The organism is Agrococcus sp. SL85, from assembly GCF_026625845.1.
GTDB lineage: Bacteria > Actinomycetota > Actinomycetes > Actinomycetales > Microbacteriaceae > Agrococcus.
The window spans coordinates 906150-930750 of the sequence record NZ_CP113066.1; the positions used below are offsets into that span (position 1 = coordinate 906150).

The 24601-nt window shown below is 72.2% G+C and carries 22 protein-coding genes and 3 tRNA genes; 15 read left to right on the forward strand and 10 right to left on the reverse strand.

The window, feature by feature from the left end; genetic code table 11:
* Nucleotides 1-334: 334 nt before the first annotated feature.
* The 9 genes from gyrB (at nucleotide 335) to OVA14_RS04465 (ending at nucleotide 9983) form a co-directional block, all read left to right on the forward strand.
* Nucleotides 335-2398, forward strand: a complete 2064-nt coding sequence (gyrB, locus tag OVA14_RS04425) for a DNA topoisomerase (ATP-hydrolyzing) subunit B (protein WP_267505068.1) — start codon at nucleotides 335-337, stop codon at nucleotides 2396-2398.
* A 25-nt stretch (nucleotides 2399-2423) separates the two neighbouring features.
* Nucleotides 2424-5024, forward strand: a complete 2601-nt coding sequence (gene gyrA / locus OVA14_RS04430; RefSeq protein WP_267505069.1) for a DNA gyrase subunit A — start codon at nucleotides 2424-2426, stop codon at nucleotides 5022-5024.
* Nucleotides 5021-5431, forward strand: coding sequence for a DUF3566 domain-containing protein (locus tag OVA14_RS04435; protein WP_267505070.1), 411 nt, complete (start codon nucleotides 5021-5023; stop codon nucleotides 5429-5431). The genes gyrA and OVA14_RS04435 overlap by 4 nt, the downstream gene beginning before the upstream one ends.
* 75 nt (nucleotides 5432-5506) lie before the next feature.
* Nucleotides 5507-5583 (forward strand) — tRNA-Ile (locus OVA14_RS04440).
* A gap of 30 nt (nucleotides 5584-5613) precedes the next feature.
* Nucleotides 5614-5686, forward strand: a tRNA-Ala gene (locus tag OVA14_RS04445).
* Nucleotides 5687-5803: 117 nt separating this feature from the next.
* Complete coding sequence (locus OVA14_RS04450; RefSeq protein ID WP_267505071.1) at nucleotides 5804-7198, forward strand: threonine/serine ThrE exporter family protein; 1395 nt, start codon at nucleotides 5804-5806, stop codon at nucleotides 7196-7198.
* Between the two features lie 132 nt (nucleotides 7199-7330).
* Nucleotides 7331-9283, forward strand: coding sequence for a BCCT family transporter (locus tag OVA14_RS04455; RefSeq protein ID WP_267505072.1), 1953 nt, complete (start codon nucleotides 7331-7333; stop codon nucleotides 9281-9283).
* A gap of 80 nt (nucleotides 9284-9363) precedes the next feature.
* Nucleotides 9364-9798: an NUDIX hydrolase gene (locus OVA14_RS04460; protein WP_267505073.1), complete on the forward strand. Its 435-nt coding sequence runs from the start codon at nucleotides 9364-9366 to the stop codon at nucleotides 9796-9798.
* Nucleotides 9798-9983: a hypothetical protein gene (locus OVA14_RS04465; RefSeq protein WP_267505074.1), complete on the forward strand. Its 186-nt coding sequence runs from the start codon at nucleotides 9798-9800 to the stop codon at nucleotides 9981-9983. The genes OVA14_RS04460 and OVA14_RS04465 overlap by 1 nt, the downstream gene beginning before the upstream one ends.
* Before the next feature lie 79 nt (nucleotides 9984-10062).
* Here OVA14_RS04465 and OVA14_RS04470 read toward each other — a convergent pair whose 3' ends face one another.
* The gene (locus OVA14_RS04470) at nucleotides 10063-10641 is read right to left on the reverse strand and encodes a hypothetical protein (RefSeq protein ID WP_267505075.1); all 579 of its coding nucleotides are present in this window, start codon (nucleotides 10639-10641) and stop codon (nucleotides 10063-10065) included.
* A gap of 144 nt (nucleotides 10642-10785) precedes the next feature.
* Between OVA14_RS04470 and OVA14_RS04475 the strand changes: the two genes are divergently transcribed.
* Both OVA14_RS04475 and OVA14_RS04480 read left to right on the forward strand, forming a co-directional pair.
* Entirely contained in the window at nucleotides 10786-11325 is a 540-nt protein-coding gene (locus OVA14_RS04475; protein ID WP_267505076.1) for a peptidylprolyl isomerase, read from the forward strand.
* Between the two features lie 7 nt (nucleotides 11326-11332).
* Nucleotides 11333-12193 carry a rhomboid family intramembrane serine protease gene (locus OVA14_RS04480; RefSeq protein ID WP_267505077.1) on the forward strand — a complete coding sequence of 287 codons (861 nt, stop codon included), beginning with the start codon at nucleotides 11333-11335 and terminating at the stop codon, nucleotides 12191-12193.
* A gap of 113 nt (nucleotides 12194-12306) precedes the next feature.
* On the opposite strand, the gene OVA14_RS04485 is transcribed toward OVA14_RS04480, so the two are convergent.
* Nucleotides 12307-12576, reverse strand: a complete 270-nt coding sequence (locus OVA14_RS04485) for a cell division protein CrgA (RefSeq protein WP_267505078.1) — start codon at nucleotides 12574-12576, stop codon at nucleotides 12307-12309.
* Nucleotides 12577-12616: 40 nt separating this feature from the next.
* On the opposite strand from OVA14_RS04485, the gene OVA14_RS04490 reads away from it, so the two are divergent.
* From OVA14_RS04490 to OVA14_RS04500, 3 genes are read left to right on the forward strand one after another with little or no spacing between them, the layout of a single operon-like run.
* Nucleotides 12617-13372 carry a class E sortase gene (locus OVA14_RS04490; protein WP_267505079.1) on the forward strand — a complete coding sequence of 252 codons (756 nt, stop codon included), beginning with the start codon at nucleotides 12617-12619 and terminating at the stop codon, nucleotides 13370-13372.
* Nucleotides 13372-13530, forward strand: coding sequence for a hypothetical protein (locus tag OVA14_RS04495; protein WP_267505080.1), 159 nt, complete (start codon nucleotides 13372-13374; stop codon nucleotides 13528-13530). The genes OVA14_RS04490 and OVA14_RS04495 overlap by 1 nt, the downstream gene beginning before the upstream one ends.
* 40 nt (nucleotides 13531-13570) lie before the next feature.
* Entirely contained in the window at nucleotides 13571-14251 is a 681-nt protein-coding gene (locus tag OVA14_RS04500; protein ID WP_267505081.1) for an anthranilate synthase component II, read from the forward strand.
* Between the two features lie 27 nt (nucleotides 14252-14278).
* Here OVA14_RS04500 and pknB read toward each other — a convergent pair whose 3' ends face one another.
* The 7 genes from pknB to OVA14_RS04535 all read right to left on the reverse strand — a co-directional run bounded on the left by pknB (nucleotide 14279) and on the right by OVA14_RS04535 (nucleotide 23241).
* Nucleotides 14279-16084, reverse strand: a complete 1806-nt coding sequence (gene pknB, locus OVA14_RS04505) for a Stk1 family PASTA domain-containing Ser/Thr kinase (protein WP_267505082.1) — start codon at nucleotides 16082-16084, stop codon at nucleotides 14279-14281.
* Between the two features lie 97 nt (nucleotides 16085-16181).
* On the reverse strand, nucleotides 16182-17900 hold the full coding sequence (locus OVA14_RS04510) for a protein kinase domain-containing protein (RefSeq protein WP_267505083.1): 1719 nt from the start codon (nucleotides 17898-17900) through the stop codon (nucleotides 16182-16184).
* Entirely contained in the window at nucleotides 17897-19381 is a 1485-nt protein-coding gene (locus OVA14_RS04515; protein ID WP_324288044.1) for a penicillin-binding transpeptidase domain-containing protein, read from the reverse strand. Before OVA14_RS04515 ends, OVA14_RS04510 begins: the two co-directional genes overlap by 4 nt.
* Nucleotides 19378-20787 (reverse strand): FtsW/RodA/SpoVE family cell cycle protein, encoded by a 1410-nt coding sequence (locus OVA14_RS04520; protein ID WP_267505084.1) that lies wholly within the window; start codon nucleotides 20785-20787, stop codon nucleotides 19378-19380. Before OVA14_RS04520 ends, OVA14_RS04515 begins: the two co-directional genes overlap by 4 nt.
* Nucleotides 20784-22025, reverse strand: coding sequence for a PP2C family protein-serine/threonine phosphatase (locus tag OVA14_RS04525; protein WP_267505085.1), 1242 nt, complete (start codon nucleotides 22023-22025; stop codon nucleotides 20784-20786). The genes OVA14_RS04520 and OVA14_RS04525 overlap by 4 nt, the downstream gene beginning before the upstream one ends.
* 2 nt (nucleotides 22026-22027) lie before the next feature.
* Nucleotides 22028-22567, reverse strand: a complete 540-nt coding sequence (locus OVA14_RS04530; protein ID WP_267505086.1) for an FHA domain-containing protein FhaB/FipA — start codon at nucleotides 22565-22567, stop codon at nucleotides 22028-22030.
* Entirely contained in the window at nucleotides 22564-23241 is a 678-nt protein-coding gene (locus OVA14_RS04535; RefSeq protein ID WP_267505087.1) for an FhaA domain-containing protein, read from the reverse strand. Before OVA14_RS04535 ends, OVA14_RS04530 begins: the two co-directional genes overlap by 4 nt.
* Before the next feature lie 93 nt (nucleotides 23242-23334).
* Between OVA14_RS04535 and OVA14_RS04540 the strand changes: the two genes are divergently transcribed.
* Nucleotides 23335-23418: transfer RNA gene (locus OVA14_RS04540), tRNA-Leu, on the forward strand.
* Nucleotides 23419-23494: 76 nt separating this feature from the next.
* On the opposite strand, the gene OVA14_RS04545 is transcribed toward OVA14_RS04540, so the two are convergent.
* The gene (locus OVA14_RS04545; RefSeq protein WP_324288045.1) at nucleotides 23495-24550 is read right to left on the reverse strand and encodes a M20 family metallopeptidase; all 1056 of its coding nucleotides are present in this window, start codon (nucleotides 24548-24550) and stop codon (nucleotides 23495-23497) included.
* Nucleotides 24551-24601: the final 51 nt, after the last annotated feature.

A 24601-nucleotide genomic window follows, 5' to 3' on the forward strand; every position in this document is an offset into this window, starting at 1 on the left:
GCACCCCATCGGACGGCCCGCGGACGCGCTCCGCGGGCCGTTCCGCGCACGTGCGGGATGATGGAGGTGCGGGCCCCGACGCGGCATCGGGCGGCCCGCACCGCTCCGAGCGGGGGATCGTCCCCGTTGCTGGAGCGCCTCGCCCCGGCCCTGCACGGCATCCCTCGCCGCCGAGCGCGACCTCGGCACCCATTCGGATCGTCGTGACGCCCGATCGAGGCGCAGAGCGGCGCTGTGCGTCGCCCGACCTCGCCGATCGCGGTAGACTGGGGAGGTTGTCGGACCCGCGTTCCGCGGATCGACGGATGCACACCGAAGGCGGATGCGAGAGACGATGGCAGAGCACGACGAGGCAGCAGCGCAGCCGGAGCAGCCGACCGAGGAGCAGGCGGCGCCCGCGCCCCGCGGCGGCTCCGCGCCCGAGGTCGAGTACGGCGCCGACGCGATCCAGATCCTCGAGGGCCTCGAGGCCGTGCGCAAGCGCCCCGGCATGTACATCGGCTCCACGGGCCCGCGCGGCCTGCACCACCTGGTCTACGAGATCGTCGACAACGCCGTCGACGAGGCGCTCGCCGGGCACTGCGACGACATCCAGGTGACGATCCTCCCCGACGGCGGCGTGCGCGTGCGCGACAACGGTCGCGGCATCCCCGTCGACCCGCACTCGAGCGACCCGACGAAGTCGACGGTCGAGGTCGTGCTCACCGTGCTGCACGCCGGCGGCAAGTTCGGCGGCGGCGGCTACGCGGTCTCCGGCGGCCTCCACGGCGTCGGCTCCTCGGTCGTGAACGCGCTCTCGACGACCCTCGACGTCGAGGTGCGCCGCCAGGGCCACGTGCACCGCCAGTCCTTCTCGGTGGGCGTGCCCGACGGCCCGCTCGTCACGGGCGAGGCGACCGACGAGACCGGCACGACCGTCACCTTCTGGCCGAGCAGCGAGATCTTCGAGACGGTCGAGTTCGACTACGAGACCCTCGCGAAGCGCTTCCAGCAGATGGCCTTCCTCAACAAGGGCCTGCGCATCGCCATCGAGGACCTCCGGCCCGAGGCGATCGTCGAGCCCGACGCCGGTGACGAGGGTGCCGAGCCCGCGCCCCGCTCCGACGACTTCCGGTACGAGCACGGCCTCAAGGACTACGTCGCCTACCTCAACGAGTCGAAGAAGGCCGACCCGGTGCACCCGGAGATCATCGACTTCGAGTCCGAGGACACCGAGCGGCGCATCTCGGTCGAGATCGCGATGCAGTGGACGACCTCGTACCAGGAGGGCGTCTACACCTACGCGAACACCATCAACACGCACGAGGGCGGCACGCACGAGGAGGGCTTCCGCGCGGCGCTCACGACGCTCGTGAACAAGTACGCCCGGTCGACGAACCTCCTCAAGGAGAAGGACGAGAACCTCTCGGGCGACGACGTGCGCGAGGGCCTCACCGCGATCGTCTCCGTGAAGCTCGGCGAGCCGCAGTTCGAGGGCCAGACGAAGACGAAGCTCGGCAACACGGAGGCCAAGGCCTTCGTGCAGCGCGTCACCTTCGAGGAGCTCGGCCACTGGTTCGAGTCGAACCCGCAGATGGCGAAGGAGATCGTGCGGAAGGCCATCCAGGCCGCCACCGCGCGCATCGCGGCCCGCAAGGCGCGCGAGCAGACCCGCCGCAAGGGCCTGCTGGAGTCGGGCGGCATGCCCGGCAAGCTCAAGGACTGCCAGTCGAAGGACCCGGCGATCTCCGAGATCTTCCTCGTCGAGGGCAACTCGGCTGGCGGCTCCGCGGTGCAGGGCCGCGACCCGCACACGCAGGCGATCCTGCCGCTGCGCGGCAAGGTGCTGAACGTCGAGAAGGCGCGCCTCGACCGCGCGCTCGGCAACGCCGAGATCCAGTCGATGATCACCGCCTTCGGCGCGGGCCTCGGCGAGGACTTCGACCCCGAGAAGGCCCGGTACCACAAGATCGTGCTCATGGCCGATGCCGACGTCGACGGCCAGCACATCACGACGCTCCTGCTGACGCTGCTCTTCCGCTACATGCGCCCGCTCATCGACCTCGGCTACGTCTACCTCGCCGCGCCGCCGCTCTACAAGATCAAGTGGACGAACGCCGAGCCCGAGTACGCGTTCAGCGACCGCGAGCGCGACGAGATGATGGCGCAGGGCCAGGCGGCGGGGCGCCGCATCCCGAAGGACAACGGCGTGCAGCGCTACAAGGGCCTCGGCGAGATGAACTACCAGGAGCTGTGGGAGACCACCATGGATCCCGAGACGCGCATCCTGAAGCAGGTCACCCTCGACGACGCCGCCGTGGCCGACGCGATCTTCGCGACGCTCATGGGCGAGGACGTCGAGGCGCGACGCACCTTCATCCAGAAGAACGCCCGCGACGTCCGCTTCCTGGACATCTGAGCCGGATCGGCGCTGAGAGACACCCATGACTGACACGAACACCCCCGACGAGCCCCAGGAGCGCACCGGCATCGAGCAGGTCGACCTGCAGCTCGAGATGCAGCGCTCGTACCTCGACTACGCGATGAGCGTGATCGTCGGCCGCGCCCTGCCCGAGGTCCGCGACGGCCTGAAGCCCGTGCACCGCCGCGTGCTCTACGCGATGTACGACGGCGGCTACCGCCCGGACAAGGCGTTCTCGAAGTGCTCGCGCGTCGTCGGCGACGTCATGGGCCAGTTCCACCCGCACGGCGACTCCGCCATCTACGACGCGCTCGTGCGCCTCGTGCAGCCGTGGAGCCTCCGCTACCCGCTCGCGCTCGGCCAGGGCAACTTCGGCTCGGCCGGCGACGACGAGGCCGCCGCCCCGCGGTACACCGAGACGAAGATGTCGCAGCTCGCCATGGAGATGGTGCGCGACATCGACGAGGACACCGTCGACTTCCAGGACAACTACGACGGCCGCACCCAGGAGCCCTCGGTGCTGCCCGCGCGGTTCCCGAACCTGCTCGTCAACGGCTCCGTCGGCATCGCCGTCGGCATGGCCACGAACATCCCGCCGCACAACCTCCGCGAGGTCGCCGACGGCGCCATCTGGCACCTGCAGCACCCCGATGCCACGAAGGAGGAGCTGCAGGCGGCGCTCCTCCAGCGCATCCACGGCCCCGACTTCCCGACGGGCGCGCAGATCCTCGGCACGAAGGGCATCCAGGACGCGTACCGCACGGGCCGCGGCTCGATCACGATGCGCGCCGTGGTCACGGTCGAGGAGATCCAGGGCCGCACCGCGCTCGTCGTCACCGAGCTGCCGTACCAGGTGAACCCCGACCGCCTCGCGGTCCGCATCGCCGAGCTCGTCAAGGACGGCAAGCTGCAGGGCATCGCGAACCTCGAGGACCAGACCTCGGGCCGCACCGGCCAGCGCCTCGTCATCACGCTGAAGCGCGACGCGGTCGCGAAGGTCGTGCTGAACAACCTCTACAAGCACACGCAGCTGCAGGAGAACTTCGGCGCGAACATGCTGGCGATCGTCGACGGCGTGCCCCGCACGCTCTCGGTCGACGGCTTCATCACGAACTGGGCCGAGCACCAGGTCGAGGTCATCGTGCGCCGCACGCAGTACCGCCTCGCGCAGGCGGAGGAGCGGATGCACATCCTGCGCGGCTACCTCAAGGCGCTCGACGCGCTCGACGAGGTCATCGCGCTCATCCGCCGCTCGTCGACGACCGAGGCGGCGCGCGACGGCCTCATCGAGCTGCTCGAGATCGACGAGCAGCAGGCCCGCGCGATCCTCGAGCTGCAGCTGCGCCGCCTCGCGGCGCTCGAGCGCCAGAAGATCCACGACGAGGCCACCGAGCTCGAGGCGCGCATCGCCGACTACCGCGACATCATCGCGAGCCCCGACCGCCAGCGGTCGATCATCGTCGACGAGCTCACCGAGATCGTCGACAAGCACGGCGACGACCGGCGCACGCAGATCCTGCACGGCTTCGACGGCGACGTCTCGATCGAGGACCTCATCCCCGAGGAGCAGGTGGTCGTCAGCCTCACGCACGGCGGCTACATCAAGCGCACCCGCATCGACCAGTACCGCGCGCAGCACCGCGGCGGCAAGGGCGTGCGCGGGGCGCAGCTGCGCAGCGACGACGTCGTCGACCACTTCGACATCACCTCCACGCACGACTGGCTGCTGTTCTTCACGAACCTCGGCCGCGTCTACCGCATGAAGGCGTACGAGATCGCCGAGGCCGGCCGCGACGCCAAGGGCCAGCACGTGGCGAACCTGCTCGCGATGCAGCCGGAGGAGCAGGTGCAGACGGTGCTCCGCCTGCGCACCTACGACCAGGCCGACTACCTGGTGCTCGCCACGCAGCAGGGCCAGGTGAAGAAGACGCGCCTCGAGCTGTACGACACGAACCGCACGGGCGGCATCATCGCGATCAACCTCGCCGAGGGCGACCGCCTGATCTCGGCGATGCTCGCCGACGCCGACGACCAGATCCTCGTGGTCACGAAGCAGGGCCGCGCGGCCCGCTTCGAGGCGACCGACGCGGCGCTGCGTCCCATGGGTCGCGCGACGGGCGGCGTGCGGGGCATCCGCCTGCGCGAGGACGACGAGGCGCTCGCCGCCATGGTCATCGGCGACGAGGGCTACGTGTTCGTCGTCACCGAGCAGGGCTTCGGCAAGAAGACCGCCGTCGACCAGTACCCCTCGAAGGGCCGCGGCACGCAGGGCGTGCTGACGTTCTCCTCCGACCACGACCGCGGCGTGCTCGTGGGCGCGACGATCGTGCACGACGGCGACGAGCTGCTGCTCATCCGCGCCTCCGGCAAGGTCATCCGCTCGAGCGTCGACGAGGTCGAGGCGCGCGGCCGCACCACGATGGGGGTGCAGTTCGCCGAGCGCAGCGAGAAGGACCTCGTCATCTCGATCGCGCGCAACGTCGAGCAGGAGGTCGAGGAGGAGGTCGCGGCCGCCGTCGAGGGCGCGGCCGATGCCCCTGGCGCTATCGTGGACGCCACGGATGCTCCCGCGTCCGACGCCGAGACCGGCACCGACTCCGGCACCGAGGGGACCGACGCATGACCAGCATCGCCGAGAAGCTGCAGAGCAAGGCCCCGCGCCGCTCCGGCTCGGGCAAGCAGGTGCGCCTGCGCCTCGTGCACATCGACTTCTGGTCGGCCATGAAGGTGTCGGCGATCCTGGGCCTCGTGCTCGGCATCGTGCAGCTCGTGGTGACCTTCGTCATGTGGACGCTGCTGCAGGTCGTCGGCCTGTTCGGCAAGATCGACGAGGTGCTGCAGGACATCCTGTCGCAGCCCGAGTTCGCGATCACGTCGATCCTGTCGCTGCCGCAGGTCATGATGTTCACGCTGCTCGTGGCGGTGCTGAACTTCGTCGTCATCACGGTGCTCGGCGCCGTGATCGCCGTGCTCTACAACCTGTCGGTGCGGGTCACCGGCGGGCTGCAGGTCGGCTTCGCCAACCAGTAGGCGGATCCGCGCGAGCGACGCGCAGGCGGCGGTCCTCACGGCCCGCCGGGTCTGGTAGAGTCGTTGCTTGTGCTCGGGGCTATAGCTCAGGCGGTTAGAGCGCTTCGCTGATAACGAAGAGGTCCCTGGTTCGAGTCCAGGTAGCCCCACCACGCACAACTCCCACGGCCAGCGCCGGCCACGGGGCCTTAGCTCAGTTGGTAGAGCGCCTGCTTTGCAAGCAGGATGTCGGGAGTTCGATTCTCCCAGGCTCCACGCCTCAGCCCCTGCTCTCGCGGGGGCTTCGTCGTACCCCGGCCCGATCGCCGGGACCTCGGCGCGCGGCATCTGCCCGCGGCGAGCCGCCGAGCGGCGGATGCCAGGATGGAGCGGATGGACCAGCAGCGACCGGGGCTCCTCGCCCGACTCACCCGCGCGATCCGCACCGATGCGTCGTCGAGGCCCGCCACCGAGCTGCTGCAGACGGTCGACGTCGTCCGCGCGACCCGCGTCATCGACCTCGCGATGCGCATCGCCGAGGCGCTCATGACGGTGGGTGCCTCGGCGAACGATGTCGCCCTCGCGACGAACCGCGTCGCCGCGGCGCTCGGCATCCGACCGCTCCACACCGACGTCACCTACAACTCCATCGGCGTCTCCTACCACCGCGGCGACGACGACGACCCGATCACGCTGCTCCGCGTCGTGCGCGCGCCCTACCCCGACCACGCGAAGCTGCAGCGCCTCCAGGCGCTCGTCGCAGAGATCGAGGCCGGGCTCGAGCTCGAGGCGGCGCGCGCCCGCTTCCACGCCATCCGCCGCACGCCCTTCCTGTACCGCCCGGCGATCGTCGTGCTGGCGCAGGGGCTGCTCGGCGCCGGCGTCGGCGTCTACTTCGGCGCGACCTGGGCGGTCGTGCTCATCGCGTTCCTCGCATCGTGCGCCGCGGCCGTCGCGCAGCGGGGCATGGCACGGCTCCGGGTGCCCTTCTTCTTCTCGCAGATCGCCGGCGCGCTCGTCGTCACGGCCGCAGCGGTCGCGGCCAACCAGCTCGCGCAGCTGGGGATCCCGTGGCTCGCGGGCATGCGCCCCTCGATCATCGTCGCCGCCGGCATCGTCCTGATGCTCGCGGGCCTCACGGTCGTCGGCGCGGCCCAGGACGCGATCGACGGCTTCGCGCTCACGGCGGGCGGTCGCATCCTCGACATCGTGCTGCTCACGCTCGGCGTCGTCCTCGGCATCGTCGGCGGCCTCACGATGGCGAGCAGCCTGGGGATCGGCTTCGCCGTCACGAGCGCGGCGCCGCCCGTCGGCGCGCCGCCGCTGCAGGCGATCGGCGCCGTGCTCATCGCCATCTCCGTCGCGGTGATGAACGGCGCGGGCCTGCGCACGACCGTCGTCAGCGCCGTGCTCGGGTGCATCGCCTGGGCCGGCTTCTCGCTCGCCGCGCTCGCGGGCGTGGAGGTCGCGCTCGCGAGCGGCCTCGGCGCGCTCGTCGCCAGCTTCGTGGGCATCCTCGTCGCGCACCGCCTGCACGTGCCGTCCATCGCCGTGACGACGGCGGCCATCGTGCCGCTCGTGCCCGGCTACGCCGTCTTCCGCGGCCTGCTCGAGCTCGTCGAGGCCGGGCAGGACGCGGCGAGCATCGTGGTCGGCGCGTCGACCCTGGTGGGCGCCGGCGCGATCGGCATCGCGCTCGCCTCCGGCGCGAGCCTGGGGCTCTTCCTCGGCGCGCCGCTGCGCGACTCCGTCGAGAGCGTCGTGCGAGGTCGCGGTCGCGCTCGCTGACCGCTCGAACCCCGCTCTGACCGGGGAGATCTGATCTCGACTGGCCATCGCCGTCGCACAGGCGTATCGTGGCGCGGTCCACCGATGCCGCCGCACGACCTGCGGTGCATCGTCGCGCGCACCGAGAGATCCATGACTGAGACGACACCGAAGCACGACATCGAGACCGAGAACGCCCCGAAGCCGCAGGAGCTCCAGCAGCCCGAGCGGCGCACGCGCTCCGCTCGCAGGCCCGAGCCCCTCCACCCCGCGCTGGACGCGCCGCCCGCGCCCGATGCCGGAGCCCCCCGCCGACCCCTCGATCGCATCGTGTTCGGCGTCGCCGCGGCGGTCGCCCTCGCGTTCGTCGCGTGGGGCATGCTCTCGACCCCCTCGCTGAGCGCCGCCTCGGCCGCCGGCGTCGACTGGGTCGTGCACAGCACCGGCTGGCTCTTCGCGCTCGCCGCGACCGGCTTCGTCGTCTTCGTCATCTGGATCGCCGCGAGCCGGTTCGGCACGATCCCGCTCGGCGACGACGGCGAGGAGCCCGAGTTCTCGACCGTGTCGTGGATCGCGATGATGTTCTCGGCCGGCATGGGCATCGGCCTCGTCTTCTTCGGCGTGACCGAGCCGGTGAGCCACCTCGTGACGCCCCCGCCCGGCACGGGCGGCGGCGACGATGCGGAGGCCGTGCGCACCGCCATGGCCACCACGATGTTCCACTGGTCGCTGCACCCGTGGGCGATCTACGCCGTCGTCGGCCTCGCGCTCGCCTACAGCGTCTTCCGGAAGCGCCGCTCGCTGCTCGTCTCCTCGGCGTTCACGACGCTGCTCGGCCGGCGCACGGTCGAGGGCCCCCTGGGCCGCGCCATCGACATCTTCGCGATCTTCGCCACGCTGTTCGGCTCCGCCACCTCGCTCGGCCTCGGCGCCCTGCAGATCGCCTCGGGCCTCGAGATCGTCGCGGGCATCGGCCCCGTCGGCAACGGCGTGCTGGTCGCCATCATCGCGATCCTGACGATCCTGTTCGTCATCTCCGCGGTCTCGGGCATCTCGCGCGGCATCAAGTGGCTCTCGAACACCAACATGGTGCTCGCGGCGCTGCTGGCCCTCTTCGTCTTCGTGCTCGGCCCCACGGTCTTCATCCTGAACCTGCTGCCGACGACGGTCGGCGGCTACGTCGAGCAGCTCGCGCTCATGTCGGCGCGCACCGAGGCCGCGGGCGGCGAGGAGGTCGCGGCGTGGCTCTCGGGCTGGACGATCTTCTACTGGGCCTGGTGGGTCAGCTGGACGCCCTTCGTCGGCATGTTCATCGCGCGCATCTCGCGCGGCCGCACCATCCGGCAGTTCGTCACGGGCGTGCTCGTCGCGCCCACGCTCGTGTCGCTCGTCTGGTTCGCCATCTTCGGCGGCCTGGGGATCGACCTCGAGCGGGCCGGCGTCGACCTCGGCAGCTCGGGCACCCCGGAGGCGACGCTGTTCACGGCGCTCGAGTCGCTGCCGCTGGCGCAGGTCTCGGCCGTCGTGGTCATGGTGCTCGTGGCGATCTTCTTCGTCTCGGGCGCCGACGCGGCCTCGATCGTCATGGGCACGCTCTCGCACCGAGGCTCGCTCTCGCCCTCGCGGCGCACCGTCGTCTTCTGGGGCATCGCCACGGGCGGCGTCGCGGCCATCATGCTGCTCATCGGCGGCGAGGACGCGCTCACCGGCCTCCAGCAGGTGACGATCGTCGCGGCGCTGCCGTTCGTCGTCGTCATGATCGGCCTCGCCGTCGCGCTCACGAAGGACCTCTCGCAGGACCCCGTCGTGGTGCGTCGCGCCTACGCGGTCGCCGCCGTCGAGCACGCCGTCGTCGCAGGCGTCACCGAGCACGGCGACGACTTCCAGCTCTCGGTCGAGCAGACCGCGCCCGGCGAGGGCGTGGGCGAGCTCGTGCCGACGCCGGATCAGGCGCCCGAGGTCGCGGCCCAGTCGCCCGCGGAGGCGGCCGATCCTCCGGCGCCGCGCGACGACGGAGACGCGGGCGGCGGCGGCGAGCCGACCGACGAGGCGACCGACGAGCACGCGCCGCAGCGGGAGGGCGCGCCCCGGCACCCCGGCGCCTGAGCGCACCGGCCGCGCCTCGACGCCCGAGCCCGCCCCGATCCGTCGGGGCGGCGCTCGGGCGTCGCCCGTAGGATGGCAGGATGCGCATGCGAGTCGCCGCCTACGCCCTCATCACGAGGGGCGAGGGCGATGCGCGCGAGGTGCTGCTGCCGCACTGGAACGAGGCGGGCATGAGCGGCTGGACGCTGCCCGGCGGCGGGATCGACGCCGGCGAGCACCCGGCCGACGGCGCCGTGCGCGAGGTGCGCGAGGAGACGGGCTACGACGTGCGGCTCACGGGGCTGCTCGGCGTCGACTCCGCGGTCGTGCCCACCTCGTCGCGTGGCGACGCGATGCAGGCGCTGCGCATCCTCTACCGCGCCGAGGTGATCGGCGGCGAGCTCGCCGTCGAGGTCGACGGCACGACGGACGACGTCGCCTGGCACCGGCTCGACGAGGTCGCGGCGCTGCGCCGCGTGCACGCCGTCGACTGGGCGCTCGGCCACCTCGACGATCCGGGGAGCCCGCTGCGCTGATGCCTCCGCTCGTCATCCTCGGCATCGGCCTCATGGTCGCGTGCATGCTCGTGAGCGGCTTCGACGCCGTGCGCACGATGCGGCACGGGCGCGAGCCCGAGCGGCGCATCCGCGCGTTCCTGCTGGCCGCGGGGCTGCTCGTCGCGGGCGGCATCTGCGTGGCCGTCGGCTCGGCGACCGCCTAGGTCCCGCGATCCGCCGCGCCCGCGCTGCGGGCACGCGAGAGGGGCCCCGCCGCGGCGGAGCCCCTCGTCGAGCGCTGGATCAGGCCTGGGCCGAGCCGGCCTCCGGGCCGTCGGCGATGCCGCCGCGGCTGGGGCCGTCGACCGAGTCCTCGGTGTCCGGGATCCACAGGTCGTCGTCGGCGCGCAGCGTCTGCCACGCGGCGTAGCCGGCGGTCACGACCGCGACGGCGCCCACGCCGATGAGCACCCACTGGAACGCGTTGGGGCCGGAGCGCGACGACTTCGAGGGCTTCACCTCGGGCACCGTCGCGTACTTCTTCACGTTGTCGATCGCGCCCTTGACGCGCTCGTCCTTCGCGATCTGCGCGAGCGCCGCGAACGAGCCGAGGCCCGAGGCGATCGCGGGAACGACGTTGCCGTTCCAGCCCTTCGTCGCGCGCGAGAGCGTGTCGCGGCCCGCGTCGACGCCGCGGTGCACGAAGCGCTCCGCGGTCGGCACGAGGGACTCGCCGGAGTAGGCCTTGGCCTGATGGCCGGCCTCGCGGGCGATCTTGGCCGCGTGGTCGGCGACGACCTTCTGCTCCGCCCACAGCTTGTCGGCCTGCTTGCGCAGCTTCTTGAGCTGCTTGGTGCGCTTGCGCGTCAGTTCGAGCGACATGAGTGTCCTTCCCTGTCGAAGCCTGGGCTCGATCATTGCACCTCTCCCTGAGCGGCGTCACCCAGCCTGCGCGCGGGTTTCGCTGTCGTCGAACGGGGCGGCCGCGACCGGTGCCCGCGGGGGCCGCTGTGGGATGATCGAGCCATGGCACACCACACCGCTGTCGCGACGATCCGCACGAACCTCGGCGAGATCAAGGTCGAGCTCCTCGGCGACCACGCGCCCCACACCGTCAAGAACTTCACCGACCTGGCCACCGGCGGCCGGGAGTGGACGCACCCCGGCACGGGGAAGACCTCGACCGACCGCCTCTACGACGGCGTCGTCTTCCACCGCATCATCCCCGACTTCATGATCCAGGGCGGCGACCCGCTCGGCCAGGGCGTCGGCGGCCCGGGCTACGAGTTCGACGACGAGATCCACCCCGACCTCACGTTCGCGAAGCCCTACGTGCTCGCGATGGCGAACGCCGGCACGCGCGGCGGCAAGGGCACGAACGGCTCGCAGTTCTTCATCACCACCGTGCCGACGCCGTGGCTGCAGGGCAAGCACACGATCTTCGGACTCGTCGAGGACGAGGCGTCGCAGCGCGTGGTCGACGCGATCCAGGCCGTCGCCACCGACGGCCGCGACCGCCCGCTCGAGCCCGTCGTGATCGAGACCGTCGAGATCGCGCAGGCCTGATCCTGCCGTGACCGCGTCGACGTCGGCGGACCGCTGCTACCGGCACCCGGACCGGCAGAGCTGGGTGCTCTGCAGCCGGTGCGGCCGCACCATCTGCGGCCAGTGCCAGACGCAGGCGCCCGTCGGCGTCCGCTGCCCGGAGTGCGTCCGCGAGGAGCGCGACGAGCAGCGGCAGACGCAGCGGCAGACCCGCATCGCGCACGGCGGCCCACGCACCGAGCTGGGCCGCCGTGCGCGCGCGTACTTCGCGCAGCCGACGCCCGTGACGACCTCGATCGGCATCGTCACGATCCTCGTCGGCGTGCTGCAGGTGCTCCCCGGCGACCTCTCCGCGTCGCTGCTGTGGTACCTGCCCTACTCGCTCTCCGAGCCGTGGCGCTTCGTGACCTGGGCGCTCGTGCACGCGAGCCCGCTCCACCTCGCGTTCAACATGCTCGTGCTCTTCATGGTGGGACCCTCGATCGAGCAGCGCATCGGCAAGCTGCCCTACCTGGCCGCCTACGTCGTGAGCGCGATCGGCGCGGCCGTCGCGATCGCCTGGCTGCAGCCGGGCTCCGCCGTCGTGGGCGCCTCCGGTGCGATCTACGCGCTCTTCGGCATGGCGATCGGCATGCAGCGCATGCTGGGGCGCGTGCAGCCCGCGCTGCTGCTGGTGGTCGGCATCAACCTCGCCATCACGTTCCTCTTCGGCGGGATCTCGTGGTCGGCGCACGTCGGCGGCCTCGCGGTGGGCCTCGCGCTCGGCTTCGGCATCGGCCTCGTCGACCGGCGGATGCGCTCGGGCGCCGGGGTCTGGATCGTCATCGCCGCGGTCGCCGCGGTGTGCGCTGCGGCCTTCGCGCTGCGCATCCTCTCGCTGCTGGGCTGAGCGCGCGCGATGCCGCCGCCCGGGTCCCGGGCGTGCGGCCGCGTGCGCGGCGGGGTAGTTATCCCCAGAGTTCTCCACACCTGGGGAGAACTACACCGGTGTAACTCGCTCGACTACTTCCAGCGCGTGGTCATGATGAAGCCCACGAACATCACGGCGAAGCCGATGACGATGTTCCACGAGCCGAGCGCCTGCACGGGCAGCGTCGTGCCCGAGATGTAGTAGACGATGACCCACAGGAACCCCAGCAGCATGAAGCCGAACATCACCGGCTTGAACCAGGCGGGGTTGCGCTCCTCGTCGTGCGGGGAGCGGGCCGGCTTGCCCTCGGCCTTGCGCACGGCGCGGGCGGAGGCCTTGTCGACGGACTTCTCGGGGCTCATGGCACCCCATGGTAGTGCAGGAGGCTCGTAGGATTGAGCCGTGGTCCGGCAGCAGCGAGCGCATCGGCGCCCCAGGCGGCGCGCCACGTTCGCGAGCGTGCTCGGCGAGCTCCTGCTCACCGCGGGCGTCCTCGTGCTCGGCTACCTCGCCTGGCAGGTGACGCTCGGCGACGCCGTGCTCGGCGAGCAGCAGCAGCAGGCGGGGCGGGCCTTCGCGCAGGAGCTCGACGCCGCCGCGGGCATCGCGCCCGAGGCGGTCGCCGCGACGCCCCTGCGCACCGACGAGCCACCGGCGGAGGTGCGGGCCGGCGACCGGGAGTCCTTCGCCGTCGTCTACATCCCGCGCCTGGGCGAGTTCGAGCGCGTCGTGGGCGAGGGCACGAGCCGGGAGGTGCTCGACTCGCTGCAGCAGGGCCTCGCGCACTACGAGACCTCGGCGATGCCGGGGGAGCTCGGCAACTTCGCCGTCGCCGGCCACCGCAACGGCCAGGGAGGCCCCTTCACGCACCTCGACGAGATGCGCCTGGGCGACCGGATCTACGTCAAGACGACCGAGGCCTGGTACGTCTACGAGTTCCGCAACCACGAGTACGTCGACCCCTCCGCCGTCGGCGTCGTCGCGCCCGTGCCGCAGATGCCGCAGGTGCCCGCGGACGGCCGCTACCTCACCCTCACGACCTGCAACCCGGAGTGGTCGCCGGCCGGTCGCCTCATCGCCTACGCGACGATGGTCGGCTGGAGCCCCCTCGACGCCGGCATGCCCGCCGACCTGGCCGCAGGCCTCGGGGGCGCCTGATGTACGCGGCGCTGTGGCGCATCCTGCCCGGGCCCTGGTTCGTGCGGCTCCTCATCGTGCTCGCGCTGCTCGCGGCCGTCGCCTCCGCGCTCGTCCTCCATGTGTACCCGTGGGTGATGCAGACCTACTTCCCCACGCCAGACCCCGTCCTCGAATGACGCGCACCCCGCGTCGTCGAGCCCGACCGAGAGCCCAGGCATGACCCGCATCCTCGTCGTCGACAACTTCGACAGCTTCGTCTACACCCTCGCCGGCTACCTGCAGGAGCTCGGCGCCGAGGTCACCGTCGTCCGCAACGACGAGGTGGAGGCCTCGAGCATCGGCGACTGGGACGCCGTGCTGCTCTCGCCCGGGCCCGGGGCGCCCGCCGACGCGGGCGTCTCGATCCCGATGGTGCACGCCGCCATCGAGACCGGCACGCCGCTCCTCGGCGTGTGCCTCGGCCACCAGGCGATCGCCGAGGCGCTCGGCGGCGTCGTGACGCACGCGCCCGAGCTGATGCACGGCAAGACGAGCCTCGTCGAGCACGACGGCTCGAGCGTCTTCGCGGGGCTGCCGAGCCCCCTGACGGCGACGCGCTACCACTCGCTTGCGATCGTCGAGGGCACCGTGCCCGACAGCCTCCGGGTGACGGGCCGCACCGCGCACGGCGACGCCGCCGACCCGGGGTCCGAAGGCCCCGGCGTCATCATGGCCGTGGAGCACCGCGAGGCGCCGGTCTGGGGCGTGCAGTTCCACCCGGAGTCGGTGCTCACCGAGGGCGGCTACCGGATGCTAGGCAACTGGCTCGAGGCCGCTGGCCTCGCCGGCGCCGCGGAGCGCGCCGCCGGGCGCGCGCCGCTCGTGACGCTCGCTCCCGCACCCGACCACATCGCCTAGGCGCGCCGCGGAGGAGCCGCGAGGGGATCAGTCCTCGTCGCCGCCGTCGCCGCCGTCCCCGCCGCCGTTCCCGTTCCCGCCGCCGTTCCCGTTCCCAGGGCCCGGCTGCTCGGTGGGCTGCGGGTCGGGCTCTGCCGTCGGGGAGGGCCGGTTCGAGCCGTTGCAGTAGAGCAGCGTGATGGTGCTGCCCTGCGGGTGGCTGCCGGGCGTGAGCGACTGCTCCACGACGTCACCGCCGACGCAGCGCGTCGTGAAGCGGCGCTCCACCTGCAGCCCGAGCGACGCCATCTCGGCGGCGGCGCTGTCGATCGACTGCCCCGTGACGTCGGGCACGGCGACCTCGCCGGTCGAGAGCACGAGGTTGACGGTCGCGCCGCGCGCGACGTCGGTGCCTGCCTCGGGGTCGGTGCTGATGACGAGGTCGGACGCGACGGTCGCCGAGTCCTCGCGCGAGACCGAGCCGACGACGTAGCCCGCGGCCTCGAGCGCCTGCCGGGCCTGCGCCTCGGTCAGGTTCGCCACGCTGAGGAGCGGCGCGGGCGGCGGACCGTTCGAGACGACGACCTGCACGGTCGTGCCCGGGGAGATCGCGATGCCGGCCTCCGGGTCCGTGCGCAGCACGGTGCCCGCGTCGGCCTCGTCGATGACGCGACGGACCTCCGCGGCGAGGTCTGCGCCCTCGACGGCGGCCACGGCCTCGTCCTCGGTGAGGCCCACGACCTCGGGCACCGTCGTCGACAGGCCCGCGATCGGCAGGCTGCCGCCCAGGCTGACCGCCCACACGACGGCGGCGACCACGAGCAGGCCGATGAGCGCGACCGAGCCCCACAGCCACGCGAGCGGCACGCGGCGGTCGCGCGGCGGGGCCTGCTCCTCCGCGGGGTCGTCGGCGGCGAGCGCGGCGAACATCGTCGTGGCGGCGCCGATCTCGACCGGCGCGGTCTCGGTGCGCTCGAAGGGCACCAGCACGCCGGCGAGCGCGTCGTCGAGCGCCTCCTTGAAGTCGGAGGCCGACTGGAAGCGCGCCTCGCGGCGCTTCTCGAGCGCCTTGCCGACCACCGAGTCCATCTCGGGCGAGATGCCCGGCGTGATCGTCGACGGGGCGGGCGGCTCCTCCGCGACGTGCTGGTACGCGACGCCCACCGCGGTGTCGGAGGTGAAGGGGGCAGAGCCCGTGAGGAGCTCGAAGAGCACGACGCCCGTGGCGTAGAGGTCGGTGCGGGCGTCGACCGACTCGCCGCGCGCCTGCTCCGGGGAGAAGTACTGCGCCGTGCCGAGGATCGTGCCGGTCTGCGCGACGTTGGCGCTCGTCTCGGTGACGGCGCGTGCGATGCCGAAGTCCATCACCTTGATCTGGCCGCCGGGCGTGACCATGACGTTGCCCGGCTTGATGTCGCGGTGCACGATGCCTGCGCGGTGCGAGTACTCGAGGGCCGTGAGGATGCCCTTGGTGATCCGCACCGCCTCGGACTCCGGCAGCGGGCCCTCGGCGATGATGTCCTTCACCATGCGGCCGTCGACGTACTCCATGACGATGTACGGCACGGCGGCTGGCTCGCCCTGGGCGTCGACGGCGGGCTCCTCGCCCGCGTCGAACACGCGCACGACCGTGGGGTGCGACATGCGCGCGGCGGACTGGGCCTCCTGTCGGAAGCGCGTGCGGAACTCCGGGTCGAGCGAGAGCTCGGGCTTCAGGAGCTTGACGGCCACCTGCCGGTCGAGCCGGGTGTCGCGCGCGAGGTGCACCTGGGCCATGCCGCCCTGGCCGATCAGCTCGCCGATCTCGTAGCGGTCGCCGAGGGTGCGCAACGACGCGATGATGCTGTCGGTCATCGCCGCTCCTCCCCGGGGCCCGGTCTCGGGCCCGTGCCATCCATGCTCCACGACGTCCCGCTGGGTGCGGGACCGGACGATTCTACGCCAGGCCCGCTCAGGGCAGCGGGACGCCGGTCTCGGTGGGCGTCGGCTCGGGCGTCGGCGTCTCCTCGGCGGTCGCCGTCATCGTGAGCGTGGGGGAGTCGCCGCTCGTGAGCGTCTCCCCGCCGTCGACCTCGCACGCGTAGGAGTAGGAGATCGTCGTCTCGCCCTCGGCCATGTCGGTGAAGTCGACGCGCGCGGCGCCCGCCTCGACGACCTGCTCCCGGCCTCCCGGGTACTGGATCGTGGCGGTGTACCCGCCGAGCGAGTAGCCGGCGGGGCAGCTGGCCTCGTCCCACACGACCGAGACGTCGGAGCCTGCGACGATCGCCGAGGGGTCGGAGTCGTCGGACATGCGGGGCGACTCGCTCGGGTCGTCGAGCGAGGCGACGCCGGCGTAGATCGTGCCGGTGATCGTCGAGCCCTCCGTCACGGGGCCGGTCGGGTCGACGACGTAGATCGTGCCCGCGTCGGCGGCGCTCGTGGCCGCGTCGCCCGTCTGCACCGAGGCGCTCAGCCCCAGCTCCTGGATGGCCGCGCGGAACTCCGACTCCGTCATGCCCAGGAAGTCGGCCTGATCGATCTCGATGGTGTCGGGGCCGGACTCGGTGGGCTGCTGCGAGGTCTCGGTGGGCACCGGCTCGTCCCGGCCGCCGTTCAGCAGCATCATCGCGATCGCGACGCCTGCCGCGACGAGCAGCACTGCGAGGATGACGACGGGCCAGATCCAGGGGTTGCGGCGGCGCTCCCGCTCGCGCTGCTGCTGCACCGTCGCGCGCGTCACGGGCAGCGATGCCGTCGCCGGGCTCGACTGCGTCGTGATGATGCGCGTTGCCGCCTGCGTGGGGGAGTCGATCGTGGCGAACGAGTCGGTGGAGGCGATGCCGGGCACGATCGCCGCGGCGCCCGCGATGTCGCCGCGGCGCAGCATCGTCGCGGCGCGCGAGAGGTGCGCCGCCGAGGTCGGGCGGTCGGCGGGCGTCTTCGCGATGCACGAGAGCACGAGGTTGCGCACGGGCTCCGGGATGGTGCCCGGCAGGTCCGGCGGGGTGTCGTTGATGTGCGCCATCGCGATCGCGACCTGCGACTCGCCCGTGAACGGTCGGCGGCCCGCGAGGGCCTCGTACGCGACGATGCCGAGCGAGTAGATGTCGGTCGCGGGCGCGGCCGCTTGCCCCGAGGCCTGCTCGGGCGAGAGGTACTGGACCGTGCCCATGACCTGGCCGGTCGCGGTGAGCGGCACCTGGTCGGCGATGCGCGCGATGCCGAAGTCGGTGATCTTCACCCGGCCCTCGGGCGTGATGAGCAGGTTGCCCGGCTTGATGTCGCGGTGCACGAGGCCGGCCTGGTGGGCCGCGTGGAGCGCCGCAGAGGTCTGCGCGACGATGTCGAGCACCTTGTCGGCCGAGAGCGTGCGATCGCGGTCGAGGATCGCGCTGAGCGGCTCGCCGGGCACGAGCTCCATGACGAGGAAGGCGCTGCCCTCCTCCTCGCCGTAGTCGAAGACGTTCGCGATGCCCTCGTGGTTGACGAGCGCGGCGTGGCGGGCCTCGGCGCGGAAGCGCTCCAGGAAGCCCGGATCGCCCATGTACTCGTCCTTGAGGATCTTCAGCGCGACGGTGCGCCCGATCACCTGATCGGTCGCCTGCCACACCTCGCCCATGCCGCCGATGGCGATCCTGCTGGTCAGCTGGTATCGCCCACCGAAGGTGAGTCCGCTGGAAGGTCTCATGGGTTCAGCACCGCCTCGATCACTGCTCTCCCGATAGGTGCGGCGACGACGTTGGACGTGTCACCGACGATGTTCTCATCCGGCACGACGACGGCGGCGACCGCCACGCTCCGGTCTCCCTGCTGACCGTACCCGGTGAACCAGAGGTTGAAGGGGTCGGCCGGGTCGGAGGTGTTCTCGGCCGTGCCGGTCTTGCCGCCCACGGTCGCACCCTCGACCTGCGCGTTCGTCGCGAGGCCCTCGCGCACGCCGCGCTCCATCGCCTGCCGCAGCGCCGCCGCGGTCTCGGACGAGATCGGGTTGCCCTGGATGGTCGGCTCCGGATCCTCGAGCACGTCGAGGTTGGGGGCGAGCACGCGGTCGACGAGGTTGGGCGCCATCATCGTGCCGTCGTTCGCGATCGCGGCGCTCACCATCGCCATCTGCAGGGGCGTGACGCGCACGTCGAACTGGCCGAACGACGTCAGCATGACCTCGGCGGGCGAGAGGCCCGTCGGGTACTGCGAGGGCGTGACGGTCATCGGCACGGCGAGCTGCTGGCCGAAGCCGAAGGCGGCCGCCTGCGCCGCGATGGCGTCCTCGCCGAGCTCGGCGCCGAGCTCGGCCATGGGGATGTTGCAGGACAGGACGAGCGAGAGCTCGATCGTCGCCTCCTCGCCCGGCCCGCAGGTCTCGCGGGAGGCGTTGCGGATCTCGCGGGTCGACTGCGGCAGCTGCAGCGTGGCGGGGTTGGGGAACTCGGAGTCGAGGTCGTACTCGCCGGACTCGAGCGCGGCCGCCGTGACGACGAGCTTGAAGACCGACCCGGGGAAGTACAGGTCGCCCGCGATCGCGCGGTTCGCGAGCGGCTGCTCGGGGTCGGCGTTCAGCTGCGCGTAGGTGTCGCGCACCGCGGCGAAGTCGTGGCTCGCGAAGGTGTTCGGGTCGAAGGTGGGGCTCGAGTACATCGCCAGGATCTCGCCCGTCTCGGGATCGAGCGCGACCACGGCGCCCTCGCGGTCGCCGAGGGCCTCCGCTGCCGCCTGCTGCGCGGCCGGGTCGATCGTGAGCTCCACCGAGGAGCCCGCGGGGTCCTGGCCCGTGATCGTCGAGAGGATCTGGTCGAGGAACTGGCTGTTCGCGGTGCCCGTGAGCTCCTCGTTCATCGCGCCCTCGATGCCCGTGTTGCCCTGGCCGAGCGTGTTGTAGCCGGTCACCGAGGCGTACAGCGGGCCCTGCGGGTACTCGCGCTGGAACTCGTACTCGTCGCCGGAGGGCGTCGAGAGCGCCACCTGCACCCCATCGACGACGATCGAGCCGCGCTCGACCGCGAACGAGTCGTAGAGGGTGCGGGTGTTGCGGTCGTCCGCGTGCAGGGCGTCCGCCTGCACGGCCTGGATCATGGTGGTCGACCCGAAGAGGCCGATGAACATCACGAGCAGCAGCGTGCTGACGCGCCGGATGGGCCGCCGCATGCTCTGCTCCCGGTCTGCGCTGGTCATGCGAACCCCCTCCCGCGCACCGAGTCGCTCAGCCGCAGCAGGAGCGCGACGATGAGCCAGTTGGCCAGCAGCGAGGAGCCGCCGGCGGCGAGGAACGGCGTCGTGAGGCCCGTGAGCGGGATGAGCCTCGTCACGCCGCCCACGACGATGAAGACCTGCAGGCCGATGACGAACGCGAGGCCGACGGCGAGCAGCTTGGTGAAGTCGTCGGGCCCCTGGAACCCGATCCGGATGCCGCGCGAGACGAGCACCATGTAGAGGCACAGGATCGCGATGATGCCCGCGAGCCCGAGCTCCTCGCCGAGCGAGGGGATGATGTAGTCGCTGTTGGCGTAGGGCGTGATCTCCGGCCGCCCGAGCCCGAGGCCCGTGCCGAGCAGCCCGCCCTGCGCCATGCCGAAGACGCCCTGCACGATCTGGAACGAGCCGCCCGTCGCGTTGTAGATGTCGTTGTCGAAGGCGTGGATCCACGAGTGGATGCGGCGCTGCACGTAGGAGAGCAGGAAGTAGGCCGCGACGCCGCCGACCGCGACGAGGCCGACGCCGATGACCATCCACGACCGCCGGCCCGTGGCCACGTAGATCATGACGAGGAACAGGCCGAAGTAGAGCAGCGAGGTGCCGAGGTCGCGCTGGAAGACGAGCACGAGCATGCACATCGCCCAGACCAGGAGGATGGGCCCGAGGTCGCGCACGCGCGGGAAGCGGACGCCGAGCACGCGGCGGCCGACGACCGAGAGGGAGTCGCGCGCCGTCATGAGGTAGCCGGCGAAGAAGATCGCGAGGGCGATCTTCGCGAGCTCGCCCGGCTGGAACGAGAACGGCCCCAGCCCGATCCACACCGTCGCGCCGTTCACGGTGCGGCCGATGCCGGGCAGCAGCGGCAGCACGAGCAGGACGAACGCGGTCGCCATGGCGACGAAGCGGTAGCGCGCGAGCACGCGGTGGTTGCGCACGATCACGATCGCGAGGATCGCGATGACGAGCGCGATGCCCGTCCAGGCGATCTGCCGCATCGACGCGGCCTCCCACCCGGACGCGCCCATCGCGATGTCGATGCGGTAGATCATCGCGATGCCGAGGCCGTTGAGCGCCGTCGCGACCGGCAGGATGATCGCGTCGGCCTCGCGCGCGACGACGCGCAGCGCGATGTGCAGGGCGAGCGTGAGCGCGGCGAGGAAGCCGGCGAGCTGGAGCGGGAAGAGGTCGACGCGCTGCAGGGCGCCCAGCTGCACGAGCACCATCGCGCCGCCGCCGACCGCCCACGCGACCACGAGCAGGAACAGCTCGAGGTTGCGCAGCTTCGCGGGGTTGCGGATGCGCACCTTGATGGCCTCGGTCACCTCGCGCAGCTGCACGATGCCGGTCTGGAGGGCGCTGGGGGAGGTCTGGGGGGCCGTGCTCATCGTTGGGCCTCCAGGCGGGCGACGATCGCCTGCGCCGCCTCGAGCGAGCCGGCCGAGATGGTCTGCTCGACCGTGCGCTGGTTGAAGGGCGTGAGGTCGGCGATGGCGATGTCGGTCTCCTCGACCACGGTCGACAGCGCGATCGGGCCGATCGCCTGCTGGATGCCCTGGTAGATGGCGACGTTGCCCGCCTCGTCGACGCCGACGAAGTAGCGGTCCTGCGTCCACTGGTAGAAGACGGTCGAGGCGGCGACGATGCCGACGATCGCGACGATCGCGCCCACGCCCCAGCTGACGCGGCGGTTGCGGCGCATCCGCCGCTGCTCGGCGAGCAGCTCCTGCAGGAACTCCTCGCTCTCGGGCTCGAAGTGCTCGAAGGCCGGCTGCTGCCGGGACTGGCGGGGGTGGAGGAGGAGCTGCGACAGGCTCACCGAGGTGCGCTCCGGCTCGATCGCCTCGTACGAGATCGGGGCCGCGGCGGAGCCGACCGTCGTCGGCTCGATCGACGACGAGCGCCGGTCGGCGATGTCGCACATGACGACCGTGACGTTGTCGGGGGCGCCGCGCGAGAGGGCCTCGTTGACGAGGCGCTGCACGGTGGAGGGCGTGTCGAGGCCCTGCTCCAGGATGGCTCGGATGCGGTCCTCGTCGACGTAGCTCGAGAGGCCGTCCGAGCAGACGAGCCAGCGGTCGCCGTCGAGGGCGTCCTCGACGCCCATGTCGATCTCGGGGTTCGTCTCGACGTTGCCCAGCACGCGCATCACGACGTTGCGGCGCGGGTGGTGCTCGGCCTCCTCGCGCGTGATGCGGCCGGCCTCCACGAGCTTCTGCACGAAGGTGTGGTCGGTCGAGACCTGCTCGAGCGCGCCGACGCGGTAGCGGTAGATGCGGCTGTCGCCGATGTGCGCGATCGCGATGCGGTCGCCCACCCGCACGATGCCGGAGCCGGTCGTGCCCATGCCCGAGAGCTCGGGGTGCTCGACCATCGCCGCCTGCAGCGCGTCGTTGCCGGCGCGGAGCGCGTCGGCGAGCGACTGCGCCGCCTCCTCGGCCGTCGCGTACTCGCGGTCGGCCTCGCGCGCGCGGCGGGTGACGATCGCGCTCGCGACGTCGCCGCCCGCGTGGCCCCCCATGCCGTCGGCCACGAAGAACAGGTGCGCGCCCGCGTAGCCGGAGTCCTGGTTCTCCGTGCGGATGCGACCGACGTGGCTGATCGCCGCGGCGAGGGGGGCGCTCAAGCTCAGCGCCTCAGCTCGAACGTGGTCGTGCCGATGCGGATGGAGCTCCCGACGCGCACGGGCGTGGCCTCGGTGACGCGCTTGCCGTCGACGAAGGTGCCGTTCGTGGAGCCCTGGTCCTGCAGCATCCACTGGTCGCGCCAGCGCACGATCTTGGCGTGGGCGCCGGAGGTGTAGTCGTCCTTGATCTGCAGGCCAGAGCCGCTCGAGCGGCCGATCGTGAGGCCCGTCTCGGGCAGGTCGAGCTCGAGGCCGGCCTTGGGGCCGGAGGTGACGACGATGCGGCGCGCGAGCGCGTCGCCGCCGCTCGGGGCCGCGCGCTCGGTGACGGTCGTCGGGGTGTCGGCGCCGGCCGCGCTCGGCGCCGGCGCGGTGGCAGCCGCGGCGCTGCGGGAGCGCTGGCTCTGCACCGCCACCTGCTGCAGCTGCGTGAGGCGCGGGCCGAAGAGGTCGCTGCGCAGCGAGTAGAGCACGATGAAGATGAAGAGCCACAGGAGGGCGAGGAAGCCGATCCTGATGATGATGAGGGTGAGTTCGCTCACGCTTGCTCCTTCGACTGCGCGAGCACCCGGTAGACGATGCGGGTGGCGCCGATGTCGATGATCGAGTCGGGCTCGAGCAGCGCGGTCTTCAGGGCCCTGCCGTTGAGCGTGGTGCCGTTGGTCGACCCGAGGTCGCTCACCTGGGCGCGCGTGCCGTCCCAGATGATCTCGGCGTGCTTGCGGCTCGCGCCCGCGTCGTCGACCGTGATGTCGGCGTCGGAGCCGCGGCCGATGACCGTCCTGCCCTTGCGCAGCGTGTGCCGCTTGCCCTTGATGTCGACCACCGCGGTCCAGACGACCTCGCCGGCCTCGGTGTCGGCGTCGATCTCGAACATGCCGGTCGTGAGCGCCTCGTCCTGCTGCAGCCCCAGGTCGACGGGGCCGGGGAACGAGTAGCCCGACTGCCGCGCGTGGGTCTGCACGGCGCCCGTGAGCTCGTCGAGCAGGGCGTCGCCGAGGCGGCGCAGGCGCTGGTGGTCGGCGGGCGCGAGCCGCACCGTGAGCCGGTTGGGCACGAGGATGCGGTCGCGCGAGACCACGGTGGCGCTCGTGTCGAGCTCGCGCTTCAGGGCGCTCGCGATCTCCACCGGCTCGACGCCGGAGCGGAACGTCTTCGCGAAGGCGCCGTTGACGGCCTTCTCGAGCCCGCGCTCGATCGAGTCCAGGAATCCCATCGGTGACCGTCACCTCCTTCAGCCGCCCCAGCGTACCCGGAGCGGCTTGGAACCTGATATTCTCGGGGGGTTGCCCGGGCTGCCCCGGGCGTCGCGCGAGTGGCGGAATTGGCAGACGCGCTGGCTTCAGGTGCCAGTGTCCGTACGGACGTGGGGGTTCAAGTCCCCCCTCGCGCACGATCGGCCCCGGGCTCCACCCCGGGGCCGTTCCTCGTCTCCGGGGTCTGCTCGGTCGCCGTGCCGGCGGCGCGGCTCAGCGCGCGGCGAGGGACAGGGCGAGGCGCGCGTACGTGCGCGCCGCCGCTTCGAGGTCGGCGATCCGCACGCGCTCGTCGGGCTGGTGCGCCTGCCCCGTGATGTCGCCCGGGCCGAGGATGATCGCGGGGCAGCCGTGGTGGCGCGCCACGAAGCCGCCCTCGCACGCTGCCGTCCACGCCTCCACCGGAGCCGGCCGGCCCTCCGACTCGAGCGCCGCGACCGCGGCGCCGACGAGCGGGTGCGCGGGCGACGTCTCGAACCCAGGCATCTCCATGAGCAGCTCGGCGCTCGCGGCGCAGCCCGTGCCGGCGATCGCTGCGGCGATGCCGACCTCGAGCTCGGCGAGCGCGGCGGCACCCGTCTCGCCCGGCATCAGGCGCCGGTCGACGAGCAGCGTGCAGCGGTCCGGCACGATCGACGTGCCATGGCCGCCCTCGATGCGGCCGACGCTCCAGGTGGCGGAGCCCAGCAGCCCCGCGGCGCCCTCGCGCAGCCGCGCCTGGTCGCGCGCGATCCAGTCGACGATGCGCGCGGCGGCGGTGATCGCGCTCGCGCCGTCCTCCGGTCTGCCGGCGTGCGCGGCGCGTCCCTCGACCTCGATGCGCAGGTTCGCGGCGCCGCGGCAGGCGACGACGACCGCGAGGTCGGTGGGCTCGGCGACGATGCAGCCGAGGTAGGGCCGCGGCGGCAGGGCGAGGTGCGCCGCGACGCCGGTCGCGAGGTCCTCCTCGTCGACCGTCACGAGCAGCTCGAGCGGCAGCGACGGCCGCACCCGGTGCACGGCGGCCAGCGCCTGCAGCGCCGCCGCGAGGCCGCCCTTCATGTCGACGGCGCCCCGCCCGGTGAGCCAGCCGCCGTCGGCGCGCGGGCTGAAGGGGTCGGCGCTCCAGCCCTCCCCGGCAGGCACGACGTCGCTGTGCCCGAGCACGAGGACCCCGGGGGCCGATGCGCTCGGATCCGGCCCGAACCGGATCGACAGGTTCGGCCGCCCGGGCGCGACCTCCTGGCGGCTGCTCCGGCCGCCGAGGCGCGACGCGATCGCCTCGAGCACGCGGACCGCGGCGAGCTCCGTGCCGCCGGGGTTCTCGCTCGCGGCGAGGAT

Coding starts and splice junctions, on each gene's coding strand:
- OVA14_RS04435 (WP_267505070.1), top strand. CDS start 5,021: ATGACCAGCATCGCCGAGAAGCTGCAGAGCAAGGCCCCGCGCCGCTCC.
- OVA14_RS04450 (WP_267505071.1), top strand. CDS start 5,804: ATGGACCAGCAGCGACCGGGGCTCCTCGCCCGACTCACCCGCGCGATC.
- OVA14_RS04455 (WP_267505072.1), top strand. CDS start 7,331: ATGACTGAGACGACACCGAAGCACGACATCGAGACCGAGAACGCCCCG.
- gyrA (WP_267505069.1), top strand. CDS start 2,424: ATGACTGACACGAACACCCCCGACGAGCCCCAGGAGCGCACCGGCATC.
- OVA14_RS04535 (WP_267505087.1), bottom strand. CDS start 23,241: ATGGGATTCCTGGACTCGATCGAGCGCGGGCTCGAGAAGGCCGTCAAC.
- OVA14_RS04485 (WP_267505078.1), bottom strand. CDS start 12,576: ATGAGCCCCGAGAAGTCCGTCGACAAGGCCTCCGCCCGCGCCGTGCGC.
- OVA14_RS04460 (WP_267505073.1), top strand. CDS start 9,364: ATGCGCATGCGAGTCGCCGCCTACGCCCTCATCACGAGGGGCGAGGGC.
- pknB (WP_267505082.1), bottom strand. CDS start 16,084: ATGACCGACAGCATCATCGCGTCGTTGCGCACCCTCGGCGACCGCTAC.
- gyrB (WP_267505068.1), top strand. CDS start 335: ATGGCAGAGCACGACGAGGCAGCAGCGCAGCCGGAGCAGCCGACCGAG.
- OVA14_RS04470 (WP_267505075.1), bottom strand. CDS start 10,641: ATGTCGCTCGAACTGACGCGCAAGCGCACCAAGCAGCTCAAGAAGCTG.
- OVA14_RS04520 (WP_267505084.1), bottom strand. CDS start 20,787: ATGAGCACGGCCCCCCAGACCTCCCCCAGCGCCCTCCAGACCGGCATC.
- OVA14_RS04510 (WP_267505083.1), bottom strand. CDS start 17,900: ATGAGACCTTCCAGCGGACTCACCTTCGGTGGGCGATACCAGCTGACC.
- OVA14_RS04495 (WP_267505080.1), top strand. CDS start 13,372: ATGTACGCGGCGCTGTGGCGCATCCTGCCCGGGCCCTGGTTCGTGCGG.
- OVA14_RS04465 (WP_267505074.1), top strand. CDS start 9,798: ATGCCTCCGCTCGTCATCCTCGGCATCGGCCTCATGGTCGCGTGCATG.
- OVA14_RS04475 (WP_267505076.1), top strand. CDS start 10,786: ATGGCACACCACACCGCTGTCGCGACGATCCGCACGAACCTCGGCGAG.
- OVA14_RS04500 (WP_267505081.1), top strand. CDS start 13,571: ATGACCCGCATCCTCGTCGTCGACAACTTCGACAGCTTCGTCTACACC.
- OVA14_RS04515 (WP_324288044.1), bottom strand. CDS start 19,381: ATGACCAGCGCAGACCGGGAGCAGAGCATGCGGCGGCCCATCCGGCGC.